16 protein-coding genes and 1 pseudogene are annotated in these 15878 nt (G+C 69.9%); 2 read left to right on the plus strand and 15 right to left on the minus strand.

The annotated features are described in order from the left end of the window. From PHC73_RS04410 to PHC73_RS04480, 15 genes and pseudogenes are all read right to left on the minus strand, one after another. Positions 1-373: hypothetical protein (locus tag PHC73_RS04410; RefSeq protein ID WP_300124918.1), on the minus strand; the 373-nt coding region annotated here is incomplete at its 3' end. A 251-nt stretch (positions 374-624) separates the two neighbouring features. Beyond that, positions 625-2088: a hypothetical protein gene (locus PHC73_RS04415; RefSeq protein WP_300124922.1), complete on the minus strand. Its 1464-nt coding sequence runs from the start codon at positions 2086-2088 to the stop codon at positions 625-627. Positions 2089-2663: 575 nt separating this feature from the next. Then, positions 2664-3077 (minus strand): hypothetical protein, encoded by a 414-nt coding sequence (locus PHC73_RS04420; RefSeq protein WP_300124925.1) that lies wholly within the window; start codon positions 3075-3077, stop codon positions 2664-2666. A gap of 115 nt (positions 3078-3192) precedes the next feature. Continuing rightward, positions 3193-5649 carry a type II secretion system secretin GspD gene (gene gspD, locus PHC73_RS04425; protein WP_300124928.1) on the minus strand — a complete coding sequence of 819 codons (2457 nt, stop codon included), beginning with the start codon at positions 5647-5649 and terminating at the stop codon, positions 3193-3195. 11 nt (positions 5650-5660) lie between these two features. Beyond that, positions 5661-6329, minus strand: coding sequence for a hypothetical protein (locus PHC73_RS04430; protein WP_300124930.1), 669 nt, complete (start codon positions 6327-6329; stop codon positions 5661-5663). After that, positions 6329-6886 carry a type II secretion system protein GspM gene (gene gspM, locus PHC73_RS04435; protein ID WP_300124932.1) on the minus strand — a complete coding sequence of 186 codons (558 nt, stop codon included), beginning with the start codon at positions 6884-6886 and terminating at the stop codon, positions 6329-6331. Before gspM ends, PHC73_RS04430 begins: the two co-directional genes overlap by 1 nt. Then, positions 6883-7989, minus strand: coding sequence for a PilN domain-containing protein (locus tag PHC73_RS04440; protein ID WP_300124935.1), 1107 nt, complete (start codon positions 7987-7989; stop codon positions 6883-6885). The genes gspM and PHC73_RS04440 overlap by 4 nt, the downstream gene beginning before the upstream one ends. After that, the gene (locus PHC73_RS04445) at positions 7950-8801 is read right to left on the minus strand and encodes a general secretion pathway protein GspK (RefSeq protein ID WP_300124937.1); all 852 of its coding nucleotides are present in this window, start codon (positions 8799-8801) and stop codon (positions 7950-7952) included. The genes PHC73_RS04440 and PHC73_RS04445 overlap by 40 nt, the downstream gene beginning before the upstream one ends. Next, positions 8801-9439 (minus strand): prepilin-type N-terminal cleavage/methylation domain-containing protein, encoded by a 639-nt coding sequence (locus PHC73_RS04450; RefSeq protein WP_300124939.1) that lies wholly within the window; start codon positions 9437-9439, stop codon positions 8801-8803. Before PHC73_RS04450 ends, PHC73_RS04445 begins: the two co-directional genes overlap by 1 nt. Further along, positions 9436-9825, minus strand: coding sequence for a type II secretion system protein (locus PHC73_RS04455; RefSeq protein WP_300124942.1), 390 nt, complete (start codon positions 9823-9825; stop codon positions 9436-9438). The genes PHC73_RS04450 and PHC73_RS04455 overlap by 4 nt, the downstream gene beginning before the upstream one ends. Then, positions 9822-10301: a GspH/FimT family pseudopilin gene (locus PHC73_RS04460; RefSeq protein ID WP_300124945.1), complete on the minus strand. Its 480-nt coding sequence runs from the start codon at positions 10299-10301 to the stop codon at positions 9822-9824. The genes PHC73_RS04455 and PHC73_RS04460 overlap by 4 nt, the downstream gene beginning before the upstream one ends. Further along, on the minus strand, positions 10298-10744 hold the full coding sequence (gene gspG, locus PHC73_RS04465; protein ID WP_300124948.1) for a type II secretion system major pseudopilin GspG: 447 nt from the start codon (positions 10742-10744) through the stop codon (positions 10298-10300). Before gspG ends, PHC73_RS04460 begins: the two co-directional genes overlap by 4 nt. Before the next feature lie 137 nt (positions 10745-10881). Continuing rightward, positions 10882-12129: a type II secretion system F family protein gene (locus PHC73_RS04470; protein ID WP_300124951.1), complete on the minus strand. Its 1248-nt coding sequence runs from the start codon at positions 12127-12129 to the stop codon at positions 10882-10884. Next, positions 12122-13864, minus strand: a complete 1743-nt coding sequence (gene gspE / locus PHC73_RS04475) for a type II secretion system ATPase GspE (protein WP_366949799.1) — start codon at positions 13862-13864, stop codon at positions 12122-12124. The genes PHC73_RS04470 and gspE overlap by 8 nt, the downstream gene beginning before the upstream one ends. 64 nt (positions 13865-13928) lie before the next feature. Continuing rightward, a pseudogene (locus PHC73_RS04480) lies at positions 13929-14280 on the minus strand (P-II family nitrogen regulator). A 143-nt stretch (positions 14281-14423) separates the two neighbouring features. On the opposite strand from PHC73_RS04480, the gene xrtH reads away from it, so the two are divergent. Together xrtH and PHC73_RS04490 are read left to right on the plus strand one after the other, a co-directional pair. Next, positions 14424-14930 carry an exosortase H gene (xrtH, locus tag PHC73_RS04485; protein ID WP_300124954.1) on the plus strand — a complete coding sequence of 169 codons (507 nt, stop codon included), beginning with the start codon at positions 14424-14426 and terminating at the stop codon, positions 14928-14930. Continuing rightward, on the plus strand, positions 14920-15528 hold the full coding sequence (locus PHC73_RS04490) for an exosortase H-associated membrane protein (RefSeq protein ID WP_300124957.1): 609 nt from the start codon (positions 14920-14922) through the stop codon (positions 15526-15528). Before xrtH ends, PHC73_RS04490 begins: the two co-directional genes overlap by 11 nt. The last annotated feature ends 350 nt before the right edge of the window (positions 15529-15878 follow it).

The following is a 15878-nucleotide window of genomic DNA, read 5'->3' on the forward strand; positions in this document are numbered from 1 at the left end:
TCCAGCCGCTGAAGGTGGAGCCGGGATTGGCGGTCGCGGTCAGGGTGACATTGACCGCGGTGCCATCGGGATAGCTCTCGGTGCAGTCCGCGCCGCAACTGAAGCCGGTGCCGGTGACCGTGCCGGACCCGGTGCCGGCCTTGCTCACCGTCAGGGTGAAATTGCCCGGCGGGGGCGGGGCGCTGCAACTACCGGGTACCGGGGTGACGGAGGCCACCGCTCCCGCCCCATCCAGCGTCACGGTGCCATCGGTGCAAATGTCGCCATTGTCGAGGGTGATGGTGATCGCCGCCTGGGCCAGCCAGGCCGCGCCGAGCAGCAGCAGGCCGGCGCCGAGGCCGGCAAACGCCTTGAATACCGAATGCTTGTTCATGGCAGGGGTCTCCTGAGCGCCGGGACCTGCCCCGGCTTTCCGTTCGTCAGCCGTGATCGGCCGCCGGAATGACGCGGGCGCGATTATCGCTTGGTTTGCGCGCAGGGAAAAGGTATCGACGTGCGCCGGTCGGCTTTTTTAGCCGGCTGCTCCGGCGGGCTGTCCGCAATGTGACGGAGCGCCCGGCGGGCGCGGGCGCAAAAAGAAAAGGGCGCCCGCAGGCGCCCTTTTCCAGGCTTCCGCCTCTGCCATCAAGGTGTTTCTGGGACGATGTCTTTCTCGCCCTTGTGGACATTGCTGCCCATCACCGCCGAGTAGACGTTCAGACCGTCGATCTGCACATCCACCTTGTTGACGTTGCGCGAGGCCGAGAAGCCGATCACCGGCAGGCCGTAGACCGTCACGCCATCGCTGCTAACGATGGAGCCGTAGGGGCCTTGCGCATCGCTGCCGCTGGCGAAGCTCATCGCCATCCAGCCGGCCTCGAAGTTATCGATCGCCAGCGCCGCCGCGGTGGACACCGCGCCGAACAGGCGCCCGTCATCCGCGTCGGTGCCGTTGCGGTACAGGGTCAGGGTGTTGACCTCGTTGCACAGCGCAAAGCCGGGGATGATGGGGGTCGGCGAGAAGTCGCCCTGGCCGGGGGACTGCCCGGCTTCCTCGCGGTTGTAGTAATAGAAACTCACGTTGTGGCAGGACGTCAGGTTCGGCTCCGTGGGGGTACCCGCGACCCAGGGGTTCTGGAACGGCTGGGTGGAATCCCCCGCCGGATTCGCCACGTTGACGTAGAAGCGCTTGGTGGGGAAGGTCACGATCCAGTCGGTCTGCGACTCTCGGCCGGCGTCGATGGTGTACTCGTTGTAGATCACGTCCTGGGTGAGCACTGCGGACACGGCGTCGATCTCGCGACCAGGCGCCGCAGCGAACTGCACCACCTGGTTGCCGTCGAGGATGTCGGCGGTGGGCGGGAACACGTCGGTCAGGCTGGGCGCGGTGCTGCCGGAGGTGTTCCAGATCGGGCTGTCGGAGAAGTCGTCCAGCGCCACCGGGTCATAGGAGGTGCGCACGCCGCCTTCCACGGACACCAGATGGCCGGAGCCGAACAGGCCGCCGGTGGGCGAGCTGATGTTGTTGGCGATGCTGCCGTTGAAATCGGCGGTGGCGAGCTTGCCGCAATCCGTAGGCACGCCGGCGGCGGTGTGGGTGGCCCAGGTGGCGGGCTTGAAGGACGGATCCGCGCTGTCGAACACGGTGCCCATCTCGATCACTTCGACATAGCCCTCGGCGCGCCGGTTGGGGTCGCTGGAGGCCGGATCGGAGGCGAACTCGAAGTTACGGAACGCGACGCCGCCGGCCGGGATCTGGTTCGGGGCGATACAGGAGGTGTCGCTGGAGATCAGCTTGGCGCCGTTGGCGGCGTCGGGGACCACGGAACCGGTCCAGACGTCGAACGGCGACAGGTAGAGGTTGAAGTCGAGCACTTCCTTGGAGTTCTTGCCTTCCAGGAAGCGGACCTTGACCGCCTTGACCTGGTCGGTGGTGTTGACGATGTGCACGGCAGTGACGAAGCCGTTCTGCACCGTGTAGTAGGGGTACAGGAGGACTTCGCCGAGGCCGTCGGAATTGACGTGTACCGCGTGCGCGGCGCTGGCCCCGGTTACCGCCGCGGCTATGGCTGCAGACCTGAGAAACGTTTTTTTCGTTGCCTTTTTCATTGCACGATACCCTGTGTCGTTGAGTTGACAGTGTTTCGCAGGCTCGCGCCCGCTGAGAGTCCCTGAACGGGCTATGCCCTACCGGCGGCGCGGAGTATCACACACGCTCGCGAGGCCGTGCAAGCGGGGAAACCCCGACAATTAAAGCCTCCCAACCTCGCGGCCTGCACGGCGCCCCCCGCCGCCTGCGCACCGATACTAACCCCGTTCAAAACGCGTATTCAACCGACTAGAGCTTTTATTTCCGCGGCTTCGAGGGCTTAGCTGGACTGCATGACAGAAGCGTGACCTAACAGGCTGTTGGAAATTTGTTTTTTGACGACCGAGGTCAAGCCTGGGATGGCCGGTCGCCAATCGAGCCCTCGATGCTCGATTGGCGGCAGCACGTCCGGGCGTGTACCGGACGGGCGACGCAAGGCATGCGCGGGACGCGCATTTCTTCACAAACTCTGAGTTGAGAAAGAGCAGCAGGCCCTTTTCAACGGCCTGGTAACGCGCAGCGTCGTCCTGAAATCCGTGCCTCGGGGACCTGGCAGCCCAGGGCACCGGGCACAGCGGCCGCGCTGCCGGCAGCCTCAGCTGCGGGGCAGGTAGTACCAGTCGCCGTCGACCCGGAGCCAGCGATGCTTGGTATCCATGGGGATTTCCTGGCCGCCCAGGGGGGCGACGTTCTGGTTGAACTTGAAGCGGGTGTGCACGGTGACGTCGCAGGCGTCGTCGCTGACGCAGTTGACCGAGAGCACTTGGGCGTCGAGATAGGTACCGATGATGGGGTGGGTCTGGTAGTGGTCGGTGGCCGACCAGGTGGCGCGGTAGCCAGGGGTGAAGAAGGCGTAGGCGCCCTTGTAGTCCTTGGCGATCAGCGCCTGGTAGTAGGCGGTGACGCGCTCGCGCAAGGCCTGCTCGGGGGTCTTGGGCGGCGCCGGCGGCGCGCCGGCACAGGCGGCGAGCAGCAGGGTCAGGACGATGGCCGATAGCGGTTTGAACAAGACGGACTCCTTGGCTGGAAAACGACGGTTCGACCGGCGGTGACGCTCACGGTTGCGATCGCGGCTGTGCGATGGCCGCTGCGACGTGCGTGGGCAGCGCCGGGCGAGCGCGTCTCTACGGCTGCGGCTGCGGCTGCGGCTGCGGCGGGGCTTGGGTTGACGGCTGCGGTTTGTCAGGCGGTGGGTTCACCTCGGTGGACCAGTTGGAGACATTGCCCAGCGAGTTGCCGAAGCGGCGCCGCATCTCGTCGGAGATGGCGCGCAATTGGTCGTCGTTCTGCAGCGCGCGCGGGGTGATCAGTACCACCAGTTCGGTGCGGTCGTTACTGCGAGTATCGGTGCGGAACAGGTGGCCGAACACCGGGATGTCCTTGAGCCAGGGCACACCCATGTCGCCGGAGCTGGTGTTGTCGCGGATCAGCCCGCCCAGGACCACGGTCTCGCCGGAGCGCACGGATACCCGGCTCAGTACCTGGCGCTGCAGGAAACTGCGCTGGCCGGTGGCCGTGTCGATCTGGCCGACGTCGGTGACCTCCTGGGAGACGTCCATGGTCACCAGGCCGCCGGCATTGACCGAGGGCAGCACGTCGAGCAGCACGCCGGTGTCCTTGAACTCGATGGAAGTCTGGGTGTTGCCACCGTCGGTGACGATGGTGGAGGACTGCACCGGCTGCTGGGTGCCCACCTGGATCCGGGCATTGTGGTTGTCGAGCACCATGATGCTGGGGCTGGAGATGACGTTGACCATGTTCTTCTCGGCCAGGGCATTGAGCACTGCCCGCACCTCGCCGGCGCGATTGGTGATGGTGTAGGAGAACCCGGGCTGCTGCGGGCCGATGCCGCCGGAGGAATTGGGGTTGAGGATGGCGGTGCCGGTGTGACCGTTGCCGAGGCCGTTTTCGATCGCCCACTGCAGACCGAAACGGAACTGGCCCGACAGGGTGACCTCTAGGATGCTGGCCTCGATCAGGATCTGGGTGGGCGGCACATCAAGACGGCGCAGCGCCTCGCGGATGGTGTCGTAGTCGCGGCGCGGGGCATAGATCAACAGCGCGTTGTTGAACTCGTCGGAGACCACGCGCACGCCCGGGGCGAGCTCAATCACCGAGGTTTCGGGTGTGCCCGCGCCGCCGCGGCCGTCGGCGAGCCCGCCGCCAGTCAGGCCCCGCGAGCCGCCGAGGCTGCCGCTGGAACCGCCGATGCTGCTGGTGTTGTAGCCGCTGCGATTGCGGCCGAAGGTGCTGTTGCGGTTGCCGCCGAGGGCGCTGCCCCCGGAGGCGCCGCCGAAACTCCCGCCACCCAGGCCGCTGCCAGCGCCGAAAGCGCTGCCGCGGGTGCCGTAGCCGCTGCCCAGGCGCGAGCCGCCGAGGCCCGGCGCGATACCGGAATCGGTGCCGCCGCCGGCGGCGGTGGTGCCGCCGCCGTAGATGGAGTTGAGCAACTCGGCGAGGTGGTTCGAGGTGCCGTTCTGGACGTCGTAGACAAAGAGCTGGGGCTCGTTGACGTCGCCGCGCGGCTGGTCGAAGCGCTGGATCCATTCGCGGGCGCGATCCAGGTAATAGGCGCGCGAGGTGACCACCAGCAGGGCATTGAGGCGCTCGAGCGCCACCAGCTTGACCACGCCGGCGAGCGGGCCGGGCATGCCCAGACCGGCGACGCCGGCTCCGCCTTGGGCCTTGCCGTCGCCGCCCGCCGGAGCTACCCCACCGCCGGGCGGTTTGGCGGCCTGGGGGGCGGCGTCACCGGTGATGGCCTCCAGGGCGGCGACCACCTCCGAGACATCGACGTGCTCCAGCGGGAACAGCCCGATCGACATGCCTTTGAGCACGTCCACGTCGAAGGTCTTGACGATCTCCAGGTAGCCGTCGATCTGCGAGCGACTGCCGGCCAGGATCAACAGGTTGCGCAGCGTATCGACGCGCACGATGGTGTCCGCAGCGGCCACCGGCGCGAGGATGTCGGCCATGGCTTGGGCGCCGATGAACTGCAGGGGCACGATCACCAGGTTCTGGCCGGCGGGCAGGGCACCGCGGATACTGCCCAGGTTGGGCGCCACGCCGCGCAGGGTGTCGGGCGCGCCGACGTGGTACACCCCGCCCTTGCCAACTGCCATGGCCAGGCCGTTGGCTTGCAGCAGCGCCTCGAACACCGGTAGCACCTGGTCGCGGGGCAGCGGCTGGGTGGTGTGGATGGTCAGCGAGCCGGACACCGGCTGGTTGATGACGTAGGGCAGCTTGAGGATGTCGCCGAGCACGGCGTGGATGACCTCGGTGACCGGCGCCTGCTCGAAATCCAGGCTGACCGGATCGCCGGCGCCGATGCCGCCGGACTGTGACAGGGGCGGCTTGAACAGGGCGTCGTTGCCGCGCACCACCAGGGGTTCCTTGGCGGGTGTGGCCTCGGGTTCCGGCTTGGGTTCAGGCGCCGGCACGCGGTCGGCGGCGCGCCCGGCGATGGGCAGTTCGATCGCCTTGCGCTCGGGGCCGGTACTGGCTACGCAGCCGGCCAGCAGCAGGGCGAGCGCCGCGGCGATGCCGGCGCGCAGGGCGCCGGTGAAAACCGAAGTTGTCATAATCCCGATCCTTATTCCGATGAGTTGAGGCGCGCGCGCCCCATCCGCGCGCGCAGCGCGGCCTGGGGAGCGGCCGCGCTGCCGGTCTGACCACCGGCCTGTGCCGCGCCGTTCGCCGTATTGGTGCGTTGCGCCCTCGGGTCGGCCTTGTCGCGCACGGCTCCGGGAGCGGCCTTACCCTTGCCCTGGACGGGCCGGGCGACCATGCCCCCCACCTGCGGCCGGCGCTCCAGCTTCAAGGTCTTGGTGGCACCATCGGCAGCGGTCAGGGTGACCTCGGTGGCGCCCAGCGACAGCAACCGCCAGCCCTGCCACTGGCCATCGGCGCGCAGCCGCGAGATTTCGGTGCCCTTGCGCAGCAGGATGCCGGCATCCGCGCCGGAACCATAGATCCCCACCAGGGCAACGTCGGCGAGCGGGTCGGGCGGCGGCGCCTCCGCGACGGTCGCCTCGGCCGACGGCTCGGGCGGGCGGCGCGTGGCGAGGAACAGGGGCCGCGCCGCGATATCGGCCACCAGATCGCTCCCGACCGCTGCGTCACCGGCCGGCGCCGGCGGCGCCGGGATCTCGGGCGGCTGCGCTGCCGGCGGCTGCCAGTCGCCGTCGATGGCGACCAGGATCAATACCAGCGCCGCGACCTGAGCCAGGGCCAGCGCCCCGAGCCTGCGACAGACGTCCATCAGCGCGCCAACTTCAATACGCTCATGCTGGCTTGGACGGTGACGTCGGCACTGTGCTCGCCACGCCGGGCCCGCGGCGCCTGCACCGCGAGCTTCTCCACCGCGATGGGCGGGTGCGCGGCGGCGAGCGCAGCCAGAAAGGCAGCCAGGGCGCCGGTTTCGCCCTCCAGGGTGCCGGTCACGGTAATCACCGCAAAGCCCTGTTCCTCGCGCACCGGCAAGATCTGGCTGCCGGCGACGCGCAGCTGGGCGGCCTCGGCCAGCTGGCGGATGCGCTGTTGCAAGCCGGTGCCGATCTCGCCGACATCCGCGCTCGCCGGGTAGGCGCGCTGCGCCAGCGCGGCGGTGGCCTGGTCGCGAGCGGCGACGATGGCATCGCCGCGCTCGAGCAGGCCGCTCAGGCGCGCGTAGCGGGGTTCGATTGCGGCGCGCACCTCGGCCATGCGCCAGATGCGGGTACTGAGCTCGCTCAGCCACAGTGCCGCTATCGCCAGGACGGGCAGCAGGATTGCCACCGCCACCAGTCGCGCCGGCCGCCCGGGGAAGTGCTCGATCATGAGGATGTCTCCGCTGCGCCGGCCGGGGCGGTCGCAGCCGCCGGCGCGGTCGGCCCCGGTCGCAGCTCGAATTCGAGATAAAAGGTGTCCAGGCCGTCGCGGCCACGCACGATGGGGCTCAGCGCGCGCAACCCCTCGAACCGCGGTTCGGCGCGCAGCAGATTCATCAACCCGGCACCATCGGCAGCGCTGCCGGTGATACGCACCCGACGTCCCTCGGCATCGAAGCGGTTCAGATAGGCGCTGTCGGGCAATAGCCGGGTGAGCTGGTGCAGCAGCGCCGGCATGTCCGCCTGATCGGCCAGCCAGGCGTCGATCGCAGCGCGCTGGACACCCGCCGCGACCAACGCGGCGCGGGCATCGAGATACCCGCTGCTCGCCTGCTCCAGCTGCTGCAGCTGGCGCTGGGCATCGATGGTGCGCTGGCGAAACTGCCAGTAGGGTGCAGCGGTGAGGGCGGCGAGCAGCGCGGCGTTGAGCGTCATCAGCAGCAGAATGCGGCGGCGGCGTGCGCGCACGCGTGCCAGGCGCCGCGTCTCGCCGCGGCCGAGCAGGGGCACCGGGCCCTCGACGTCGACCCAGATTTCGTAGGCGTCGGGGAGCCCGGTGCGGTGGGCTTCGATGTAGCGATCCACGTGCTCGCGAGCCGCGAACGCCAGGGTCACCGTCAGCCCCGCCTCGTCCACCCGGTCGAGGCGCCAACCCCAGTCCAGGTCCGCGACCGGAAATGGGCTCTCCGCCTGGAGCTCGAGGTAGAGCGCAGCCTCGAGCTCGCTATCGGCGAGATGGGGCAAGCGCAGGCGCCGGTCGAGCACCAGCTCCGGCGGCAGCACCAGGGCGTGCAGTGCGGCCGGCCCGGCGCTGGACGCCGCACGGTCGGAGGCGCCCAGCACCAGGCGCCGGGAGCCATCGGGCCAGTGCGCCAGCACAGGTTCGGCCGGGCTCAGCCAGGCCAGCAACGGCCAGCGCCGCAGCCCGTCCCAGCCGCGCCGCAGCGTTTGCACCAGGGTGCTCAGATCGAGTCCGAACAGGCTCAGATTGGTCGCTTCGAAGGTCATTGCGCTCAGTTCCCGGTCACCGCCTCGACCCGGAAGCTGCGCCACGGCCGGCCATCCGGCGCCGCTGCGCTCAGATCCAGCCAACGGGTGCGCACATAGCTGCGGTCGCCAATGCGAACACGGGCTTCCATTCGATACACCGGCGAGCCGCCTCCTGCCACGAAGCGATGGTCGAGCGCTGTGAAGTCCGTCGCCGGATCTTCGCCGCGCTGGAGTGCGATCCTCGCCGCCAGCGCCTGATCGCCGCCGGCGAGCAGGGTCAGCACGGCTTCGGACGCGGACTTGGGCGCGACGCCGGCGCTGCCGCCACGCACCGTAATCAAGCCGCGCACTTTAACATAAAGGTCGTAATCCACCCCCAGCACCTGGAGCAGATCCTCGGGATATTCGAAGGGTCCGCCGCGCGGCCGGAAGGCCACGCCCGCGGCGGCGTAGTCCTCGGCCTCGACCGCCAGCCCGGGCGTGCGCCAGGCCAGCACCCGGTGGGCGAGCTGCGCCGCCTGCTCCGGGTCGACACCACCGGAACCGGCGAACAGAGCAGCGAGTAATTCCTCGCTGGCCTGGTTGAGATCGATCAGGCCACCGGCCGGCGTTGCGGTCACGATGATCTCGCGCTCGCCCAGCAGATAGTGGAACTGTCTATAGTCTTCATACCCTGCGGCCGCGGAGCGCAACTCCAGCACGGCGAGCTGGATGGCGCCGTCGCCGAGGGCGGCGGCCTCGGCCCGCGCGCGCACGCCCTGGGCCGAGCGCACCTCGGTCCGGGCGGTGGCCGCGAGGCCTAGCGCCAGCACCGACAGCGCAGCGACCATCCACAGCACCGCCGCCAGGGCCACACCGCGCTGCCGTGCCGGCATCAGCGCATTCCCCCGAACCTAGCGGAGCGATTGACGTCGGCCAGCGGCTCGGCCGCCAGCACCGGCACCACCAGCTCCGGCCACACCTCGCCGGGCCGAGCCAGGGCGACGCGCACCCGCGCCGGCAGCACCTCGACATCCCGCCAGGCGGGGCGCCAGTCCGGCTCGTCCAGCGCCCGGTAGGCAATCGCGAAACCGCTGAGGCCGCGCAGCAGCCGGTGCGCCGCCGCGGCATTCCAATCGGGCGGCGGGTCGTCGCCGGCGTAGGGCAGGTAATAAAGGAAGAGATCGCCGTCCGCAGCGAGCCGCAGGCGCAGGTGATAGAGGCCGCCAACGCCATGGCGCGCGGGCATCAGGCCGAGCCATTCGAGCTGGGCCTCGTCGCCTTGCAGCCAGCTCACCGAGGCGGAATCCTCCGGCCGCCGGTGGGGGCGCGGCGACGCCTCGCCGAGCGACTGGCTCAGGAAGGCGTACACCAGGCGCACGTCGTCGCTGGCCAGCGTGCGCTCATCGATCCGGCTCGCGCTGCGCGCGAAGGTGGCCAGGGCGCCGATCAGGCCGGCGAGGATGACCGCCAGCAGGGTGAGTGCGACCACCATCTCGATCAGGGTGAAACCACGGGCGCGGATCGGGTTCATGGCGCGCGGATGTCCCCCGGCAGCAGGGTGCGCAGGGCGAACTCCCGCTCCCGGCCGCGATCCTGCCAGCGCACCCGCGCGACCACTTCGTGGAGGCGCCACGGGGGATTTTCGAGCGCCACCGGAAACGGCGCCGAGCGCAGCTCCCAGGCCAGCCCATCGGCGGTGACGCCGTCCTCGGCGAGGCCTTCCGGCGGCACCAGGTCGTACAGGTCGAGCACCGACTGCGCCAGCAGCACCGCGCGGGTGCTGGCGCCGGCGGCGCCGACGCCGCGCAGACTGCCGCCGAGCGCCTGGTAGAGCACGCCCAGGGCGAGCGCCATGATGACGAAGGCGACCAGCACTTCGAGCAGCGAAAAGCCGCCCTGGCGGCGCGCGCGGATCACGACTCCGGCGCCTCCTGGCTGACGGTGCCGAGCAGCCAATCGACCCGCAGCCGCACCCCGCCCCCGCCCGGGCGCAGCAACTGGATGCTGCCGCCGGTGGCGCCACCGTCGGGATAGAAGCGGATGGCACCGCGCTCGGCGCTGTCGATCTCGCGGTCGGCGACGATCAAGCGCACCTGCAGCGCGGCGGGCAGCTTGCCGTTCAGCGCACCCTCGGTGCCGAAGCGGTGGGCGGCGGTATCTACCACGAAGGCGACGCTGCGCCCGGTTTCCATGGCGGCGCGGCGGGCGCCCTTCAGGCCCGCCACCAGTTCGCGCACCGCGGTGCGGTAGGCCATGGCCTCGTAGCCGCGCGACAACATGGGCGGCACTGTGGTCAGCAACAGCGCCGCCACCGTGATCGCCACCAGCAGTTCGAGCAGGGTAAAGCCGGCGCCGCGCAGCCCCTGAGGCGGGAACGCGGTGGCCGCGGTCACTGCCAGTTGCCGAGGTCGGCGTTCTCCCCGTCGCCGCCCGGCGCGTTGTCGGCACCCAGGGTATAGATGTCGAAGTCGCCGTTGCGTCCGGGGGACTCGTAGTGGTAGGGCCGGCCCCAGGGGTCCGTGGGCAAGCCCTTGCGCAGGTAGGGGCCGTTCCAGCCCGGCGCCGCTGGCGGCGCGCTCACCAGCGCCTCCAGCCCCTCCTGGGTGGTGGGAAAGCGGCCGACGTCGAGCTTGAACAGCTCGGCGCCCTGTTCGAGGTCGCGAATCTGCACTACCGCCGTCTTACTCTTGGCGCCGCCGAGCTGACTCAGCACCCGCGGGCCCACCAGGCCCGCCAACAGGCCGAGGATGGCGAGCACCACTAGCAGTTCGATGAGCGTGAACCCGAGGCTGCGGCGGACGAGGGAACTGCGGGGGACGGGAGAAAGACAGTGCATGGAGGGGAGGACCTTGCGATGGCGGACAGAGGCCGGCGGTAGAGCGGAACCAACACTAGGACCGGACGCCGGATTATAAGTTTCAAACGTCGGGCATGCCGGGCGAGGCGCCCGATGGTCGCCGCGCAATCCAGCGTTTACACCGCCAGTTCGTTGACCGCCAGGATGCCCATCAGGATGGAGACGATGATCGCGGCGATCACCGCGCCCAGGGTCAGGATCAGCAGCGGCTCCACCAAGGTCAGGGCGCGCTTGATGCCGGACTGGACCTCGCCGTCGTGGACCCGGGCCAGCTCGAGCAGCATGGCATCGAGGCTGCCGGTCTCCTCGCCCAGGCGCACCATGTTGAGGGCGAGCGGGGTGAACAGCCCCGCGGCCTCGAGGGCATCGGCCAGCCGGCCGCCCTGCTTCAGGGCCGGCGCCAAGCCCTCCAGGGCGCCGCGCAGGTGGCGGTTGCCGATGGTCTCGGTGGCGATGCCCACCGCGGTGACGATGGGCACGCCGTTGCCGAGCAAGGTGCCCAGGCTGCGCGCGAAGCGGGTGATCTCGTACTTGCGCACCACTTCACCCAGGATCGGCAGGCGCAGCAGCCGCTGATCCCGCCAGCTGCCGCCGGCGTCAGTGGCGAGCCAGCGCCGCGCCAGCCACACGGCGGCGGCGGTCAGCAACGCCAGCAGCCAGCCCCAGTCGGCGATGCCGTGGCCGAGGCCGACGATCATCCGCGTCGGCAGCGGCAGGCCCTCGCCGAGATCGGCGAACAGGGTCTCGAACTGGGGCACCACGAAACCCAGCATCAGCACCACCGAGATCGCCGCCACGGCGACCAGGATGGCGGGGTAGATGAGCGCCGAGATCACCGCCTCGCGCAGCGCCCGCAGCCGCTCCAGATGCTCGGCGAGGCGCTCCATGACCTCGCCGAGATGGCCGCCGGCCTCGCCCGAACGCACCATGTTGATATAGAAGTCGCCAAACAGGGCGCGATGGGGAGCCAGCGCCTGGCTGAGTCCCTTGCCGGCCTTGACCGCCTTGAGCAACTCGTCGAGCAGCGCCGCGAGCGAGGGCTTGGCGCTCATGCCGATCTGCACCCGCAACGCGCGATCCAGCGGCAGCCCGGCGCGCAGCATCACCGCCAGCTCGCCGGTGAGGTGATGGACGTCGGCGGCGTTGGGGCCGCGGTCGCGGCGGCGCCAAGCGCGGCGCGGCGCCGGCGCCACGGCCGCTCCGGCAGCTTCCTGTGGCGCGCCGCCGGCGCTCTCCACCAGGCGCAGCGGCGTCAGCCCCTGGGCACGCAGCTGGCGCAGCGCGGCATCGCGGCACGACGCCTGCAGGGCGCCGTCGCGGGTGGCACCGGAGCGGTCCACGGCCCGGTAGGCGAATTCAGCCACTTTCCTGGTCCTGGGTGACGCGCAGCAGCTCTTCCAGCGAAGTGATGCCCTGGGCGACCTTGCGCAGGCCGTCCTCGTAGAGCGTGAGCATGCCGCCGCGGCGCGCCACCTGGTGCAGGGTGGTGGCGTCGGCACCGTCGAGCACCGCGCGGTGGGCAGCGGCGTCCATCACGAACAGCTCGTGGATCGACGTGCGGCCGCGGTAGCCGGTCTGCTTGCACTGGGCGCAGCCGCGCGCCGCGTACAGGTTCAGCTCCTGCTCCCGGGCGACGCGGTCGAGCCCGGCCTTGGCCAGCGCCGCCGCCGGCAGCGTCACCGGCTCGCGGCAGTGCGGGCACAGGCAGCGCACCAGGCGCTGCGACAGCACGCCGTTGACCGTGGAGGTGATCAGGTAGCGCTCGATGCCCATGTCCTCGAGGCGGATGATGGCGCCGGCGGCGGTGTTGGTGTGCAGCGTCGAGAGCACCAGGTGGCCGGTGAGCGAGGACTGCACGGCGATCTGCGCGGTCTCGGTGTCGCGCATCTCGCCGATCATGATGATGTCGGGGTCCTGGCGCAGGATGGAGCGCAGCGCATGGGCGAAGGTGAGGCCGATCTGCGGCAGCACCTGCACCTGGTTGATGCCGTCGAGCTGGTATTCGACCGGGTCTTCGACGGTGACGATCTTGAGCGCGGCGGCATCCAGCTTGGCCAGCGAAGCGTACAGGGTGGTGGTCTTGCCGGAGCCGGTGGGGCCGGTGACCAGCAGGATGCCGTGCGGCCGGTCGATTAGCTCGCGGTAGCGCGCCAGATTGTCGGCGGCGAAGCCCATGGTCTCCAGGTCGAGGCGGATGCTGGCGCGGTCGAGCACCCGCATCACCACGCTCTCGCCGTGCACCGTGGGCAGCGACGACACTCGCAGGTCCAGCTCGTGGCCCTTGACCCGGGTCTTGATGCGGCCGTCCTGGGGCAGGCGGCGCTCGGCGATGTTGAGGTGGGCGAGCAGCTTGATCCGCGAGCTGACCGCGGCGGCGTACTGGTTGGGGATGACCTCCGCTTCCTGCAGCACGCCGTCGACCCGGTAGCGCAGATGCAGGCCATCCTCGAAGGGTTCGAGGTGGATGTCGGAGGCGCGCAGGTCGATCACGCGCGCCACCAGCTGATTCACCAACCGGATCACCGGCGCCTCGGAGGCCAGATCCTTGAGGTGCTCGACGAATTCGCTGTCGCCACCCAGCACCCCGGTGAAGGTGTCGAGCTCGGCGGCACCCGCCTCGACCTCGGCTTCGGGCTCGCGGTAGAGCCGCTCCAGCGCGGCGTGCAGCTCGCTCTCCAACGCCAGCGCCGGGCGTACTCGCAGGCCGGTCGCCAGTTGCAGCGCCTTGAGCAGGAAGCGGTCCTGGGGCATCGCCAACGCCGCGTGCAGTTCGCCGCCGTCGATGCGCAGCGGCAGCACGCCGTGGCTGATCAGATAGTCCGGGGGGAGGCCGGGCACGGCGAGCGGCTGCTCGGGAAACTCGGCGGCGGCGACCAGCGGCAGCTGCAGCTGCTCGGCGAGTGCTTGAGCGACGTCGCTCTCGGCGAGCAGGCCCAAGCGCACCAGCACCCGGCCGAGCAGGTCGCCCATTTCGCGCTGGGCGGCCAGCGCCTGCTCCAGATCCCGTGCCGACAGCTTGCCGGCGCGGACCAGCAGTTCGCCGAGGCGCAAAGGTTCGACGCGGAGCTGGGCCGGCGCCGGCCCGGCGAGTGCGGTCATCGGGGTACGCCCGGCACGCGACCGCCGCCTCCGCTGCGCGGCTGCCGAGCGCAGCTTGGCGCACTCATACCGCCTCGCGCCCGGTCTCGCCGGTGCGAATGCGGGATCACCTGCTCCAGCCGTGCGACGAAAATCTTGCCGTCGCCGATCTTGCCGGTGCGCGCGACTGCGGTGATAGGTGATGGCGTCGATGACAGCATCCACCCGGGCGTCGTCGACGGCGATGTCGAGCCGCACCTTGAGCAGGAAGTCGACCACACATTCGGCGCCGCGGTACCGCTCCGTGTGCCCCTTCCGGCCTGGCGCCCGAAACCCTTGACCTCGGTGACGGTGACGCCCTGCACGCCGATGCGGCTCAGTGCCTCCCGCACGTCGTCGAGCTTGAAGGGTTTGATGATTGCGGTGACCAGCTTCATGTTGCAATGCTTTATCGACGAGACCGCGCGACGGAACTAGGCAACTATATATTATGGATGGGTTCGGCCGGCCAAGCCGAAGCCGGTGCGCAGCCCGCGGAGTTTGGCTACACTCTCGCCCGCCCGAGGCAACGGAGACGCCCTTGCTGCGCTTTCTGGTGTGGTTTCTGGTCCTGCTGACCGCCCTGTTCACCCTGGAAATGCTGGCGCCCGTACAGCGCACCCTGATCCTGCCCTGGACGGCGCTGCTCGCCGACCTGTGCGGCTGGCTGATGCAGCTGTTCGACGACCAGATCGCGGTAACGGGCAAGGTGATCCGCAGCACCACCAGCGGCTTCGGCGTATCGATCGAACCGGGCTGCAACGGGGTCGAGGCGATGATCGTGCTGCTCGCCGCGATCGCGGCATTTCCCGCGCCCTGGCGCTACAAGCTCCAGGGCCTGCTGGCCGGCTTCCTCGCCATCCAGGCGCTCAACCTGGCGCGCATCATCAGCCTCTATTACCTGGGCTTGTGGCATCCGGTGCTGTTCGAATGGGCACACCTCTATATTTGGCAGGCACTGATCATGCTCGATGCCCTGATCGTGTTCCTGGTATGGGTGCGCTTCATCCCCGGCCCGGCGACCACGGCGGCGGCCCATGCCGGCTAGCGGACCCCTGGCCGCCCTGCTCGGCCGCACCCTGCTGTGGCTGCCGGCGACCTTCGCACTCTGGTACCTGACCGCGCCCTGGCACCTGGCCCCGGTCGCCTGGGCAGCCGACCAGCTGCTCACCACCTGGCTGCCGGAGGCGATCGGCGACCTGCGCCTGCACGGCAGCCAGCTGCTGCTGATCTCCCGCTTCGGCGAAGTCGGCGGCCGGCTCGTCGCCAACCCGCCCGCCGGCGAGCACCTGGGCTTTCTCACCAACCCGCTGAGCTATGGCTATTCGCTGCCGCTGTTCGCCGCGCTGGCCCTGGCCACCCCGCTGCCCGGGCGCGGCCGCCGGCTCGCCATCGGGCTGGCCGCCCTGCTGGCGGTGGAGCTGGCCTCGATGATCGCGGTCCAGGTCAAGACCCTGACCTTCGAGACCGGCGGCGCCTTCGTCGCCCAGCAGGGCTGGGGCCCCTTGGCCCGCGACGCGGTAGCGCTCGCCTACCAGCTCGGCTCCCTGCTGCTGCCGATGGTGATGCCGCTGGTGGTATGGCTGGCGGGGCACGGCAGCTATCTGGCGCAACTGAGTCCCGCGCTGCGGCCACAGCGTCCGTAGGCGGAGGCCCGCAACACGCGGTGGACCTGGCGACCGCCGGCATTCCCGTTGCGCGCAGCGCCCTCCCGACCGGCCGCGTCCCATTCCAGCGCGATGCCGCGACCTATCCCGCCCAGGTCTCGCGCATCCTGATCGGCAGCGCCGACTTCCTGCCCTACCGCAACCGCCTGCTCCGGGAGCGCCGCGAGGCCCTGGCTGCGCCAGGGAAGCCTGAAAGAATCCACTTTCGTCATCCCGGCGAAAGCAGGAATCCAGTTAAATCAAGCTCCTGGACCCCGACTTTCGCCGGGGTGACGGGTTGTTCAGACTATCCCCAGGACCCTGGCCAAGCTCCGGGCCGGGAGTGATGG

It is taken from the genome of Immundisolibacter sp., from assembly GCF_028696615.1.
GTDB lineage: Bacteria > Pseudomonadota > Gammaproteobacteria > Immundisolibacterales > Immundisolibacteraceae > Immundisolibacter.

Excerpts from the sequence above, each read along its gene's own strand:
- PHC73_RS04490 (WP_300124957.1), top strand. The coding sequence starts at position 14,920 with ATGCCGGCTAGCGGACCCCTGGCCGCCCTGCTCGGCCGCACCCTGCTG.
- gspE (WP_366949799.1), bottom strand. The coding sequence starts at position 13,864 with ATGACCGCACTCGCCGGGCCGGCGCCGGCCCAGCTCCGCGTCGAACCT.
- PHC73_RS04445 (WP_300124937.1), bottom strand. The coding sequence starts at position 8,801 with ATGCCGGCACGGCAGCGCGGTGTGGCCCTGGCGGCGGTGCTGTGGATG.
- PHC73_RS04415 (WP_300124922.1), bottom strand. The coding sequence starts at position 2,088 with ATGAAAAAGGCAACGAAAAAAACGTTTCTCAGGTCTGCAGCCATAGCC.
- PHC73_RS04430 (WP_300124930.1), bottom strand. The coding sequence starts at position 6,329 with ATGGACGTCTGTCGCAGGCTCGGGGCGCTGGCCCTGGCTCAGGTCGCG.
- gspG (WP_300124948.1), bottom strand. The coding sequence starts at position 10,744 with ATGCACTGTCTTTCTCCCGTCCCCCGCAGTTCCCTCGTCCGCCGCAGC.
- gspM (WP_300124932.1), bottom strand. The coding sequence starts at position 6,886 with ATGATCGAGCACTTCCCCGGGCGGCCGGCGCGACTGGTGGCGGTGGCA.
- gspD (WP_300124928.1), bottom strand. The coding sequence starts at position 5,649 with ATGACAACTTCGGTTTTCACCGGCGCCCTGCGCGCCGGCATCGCCGCG.
- PHC73_RS04450 (WP_300124939.1), bottom strand. The coding sequence starts at position 9,439 with ATGAACCCGATCCGCGCCCGTGGTTTCACCCTGATCGAGATGGTGGTC.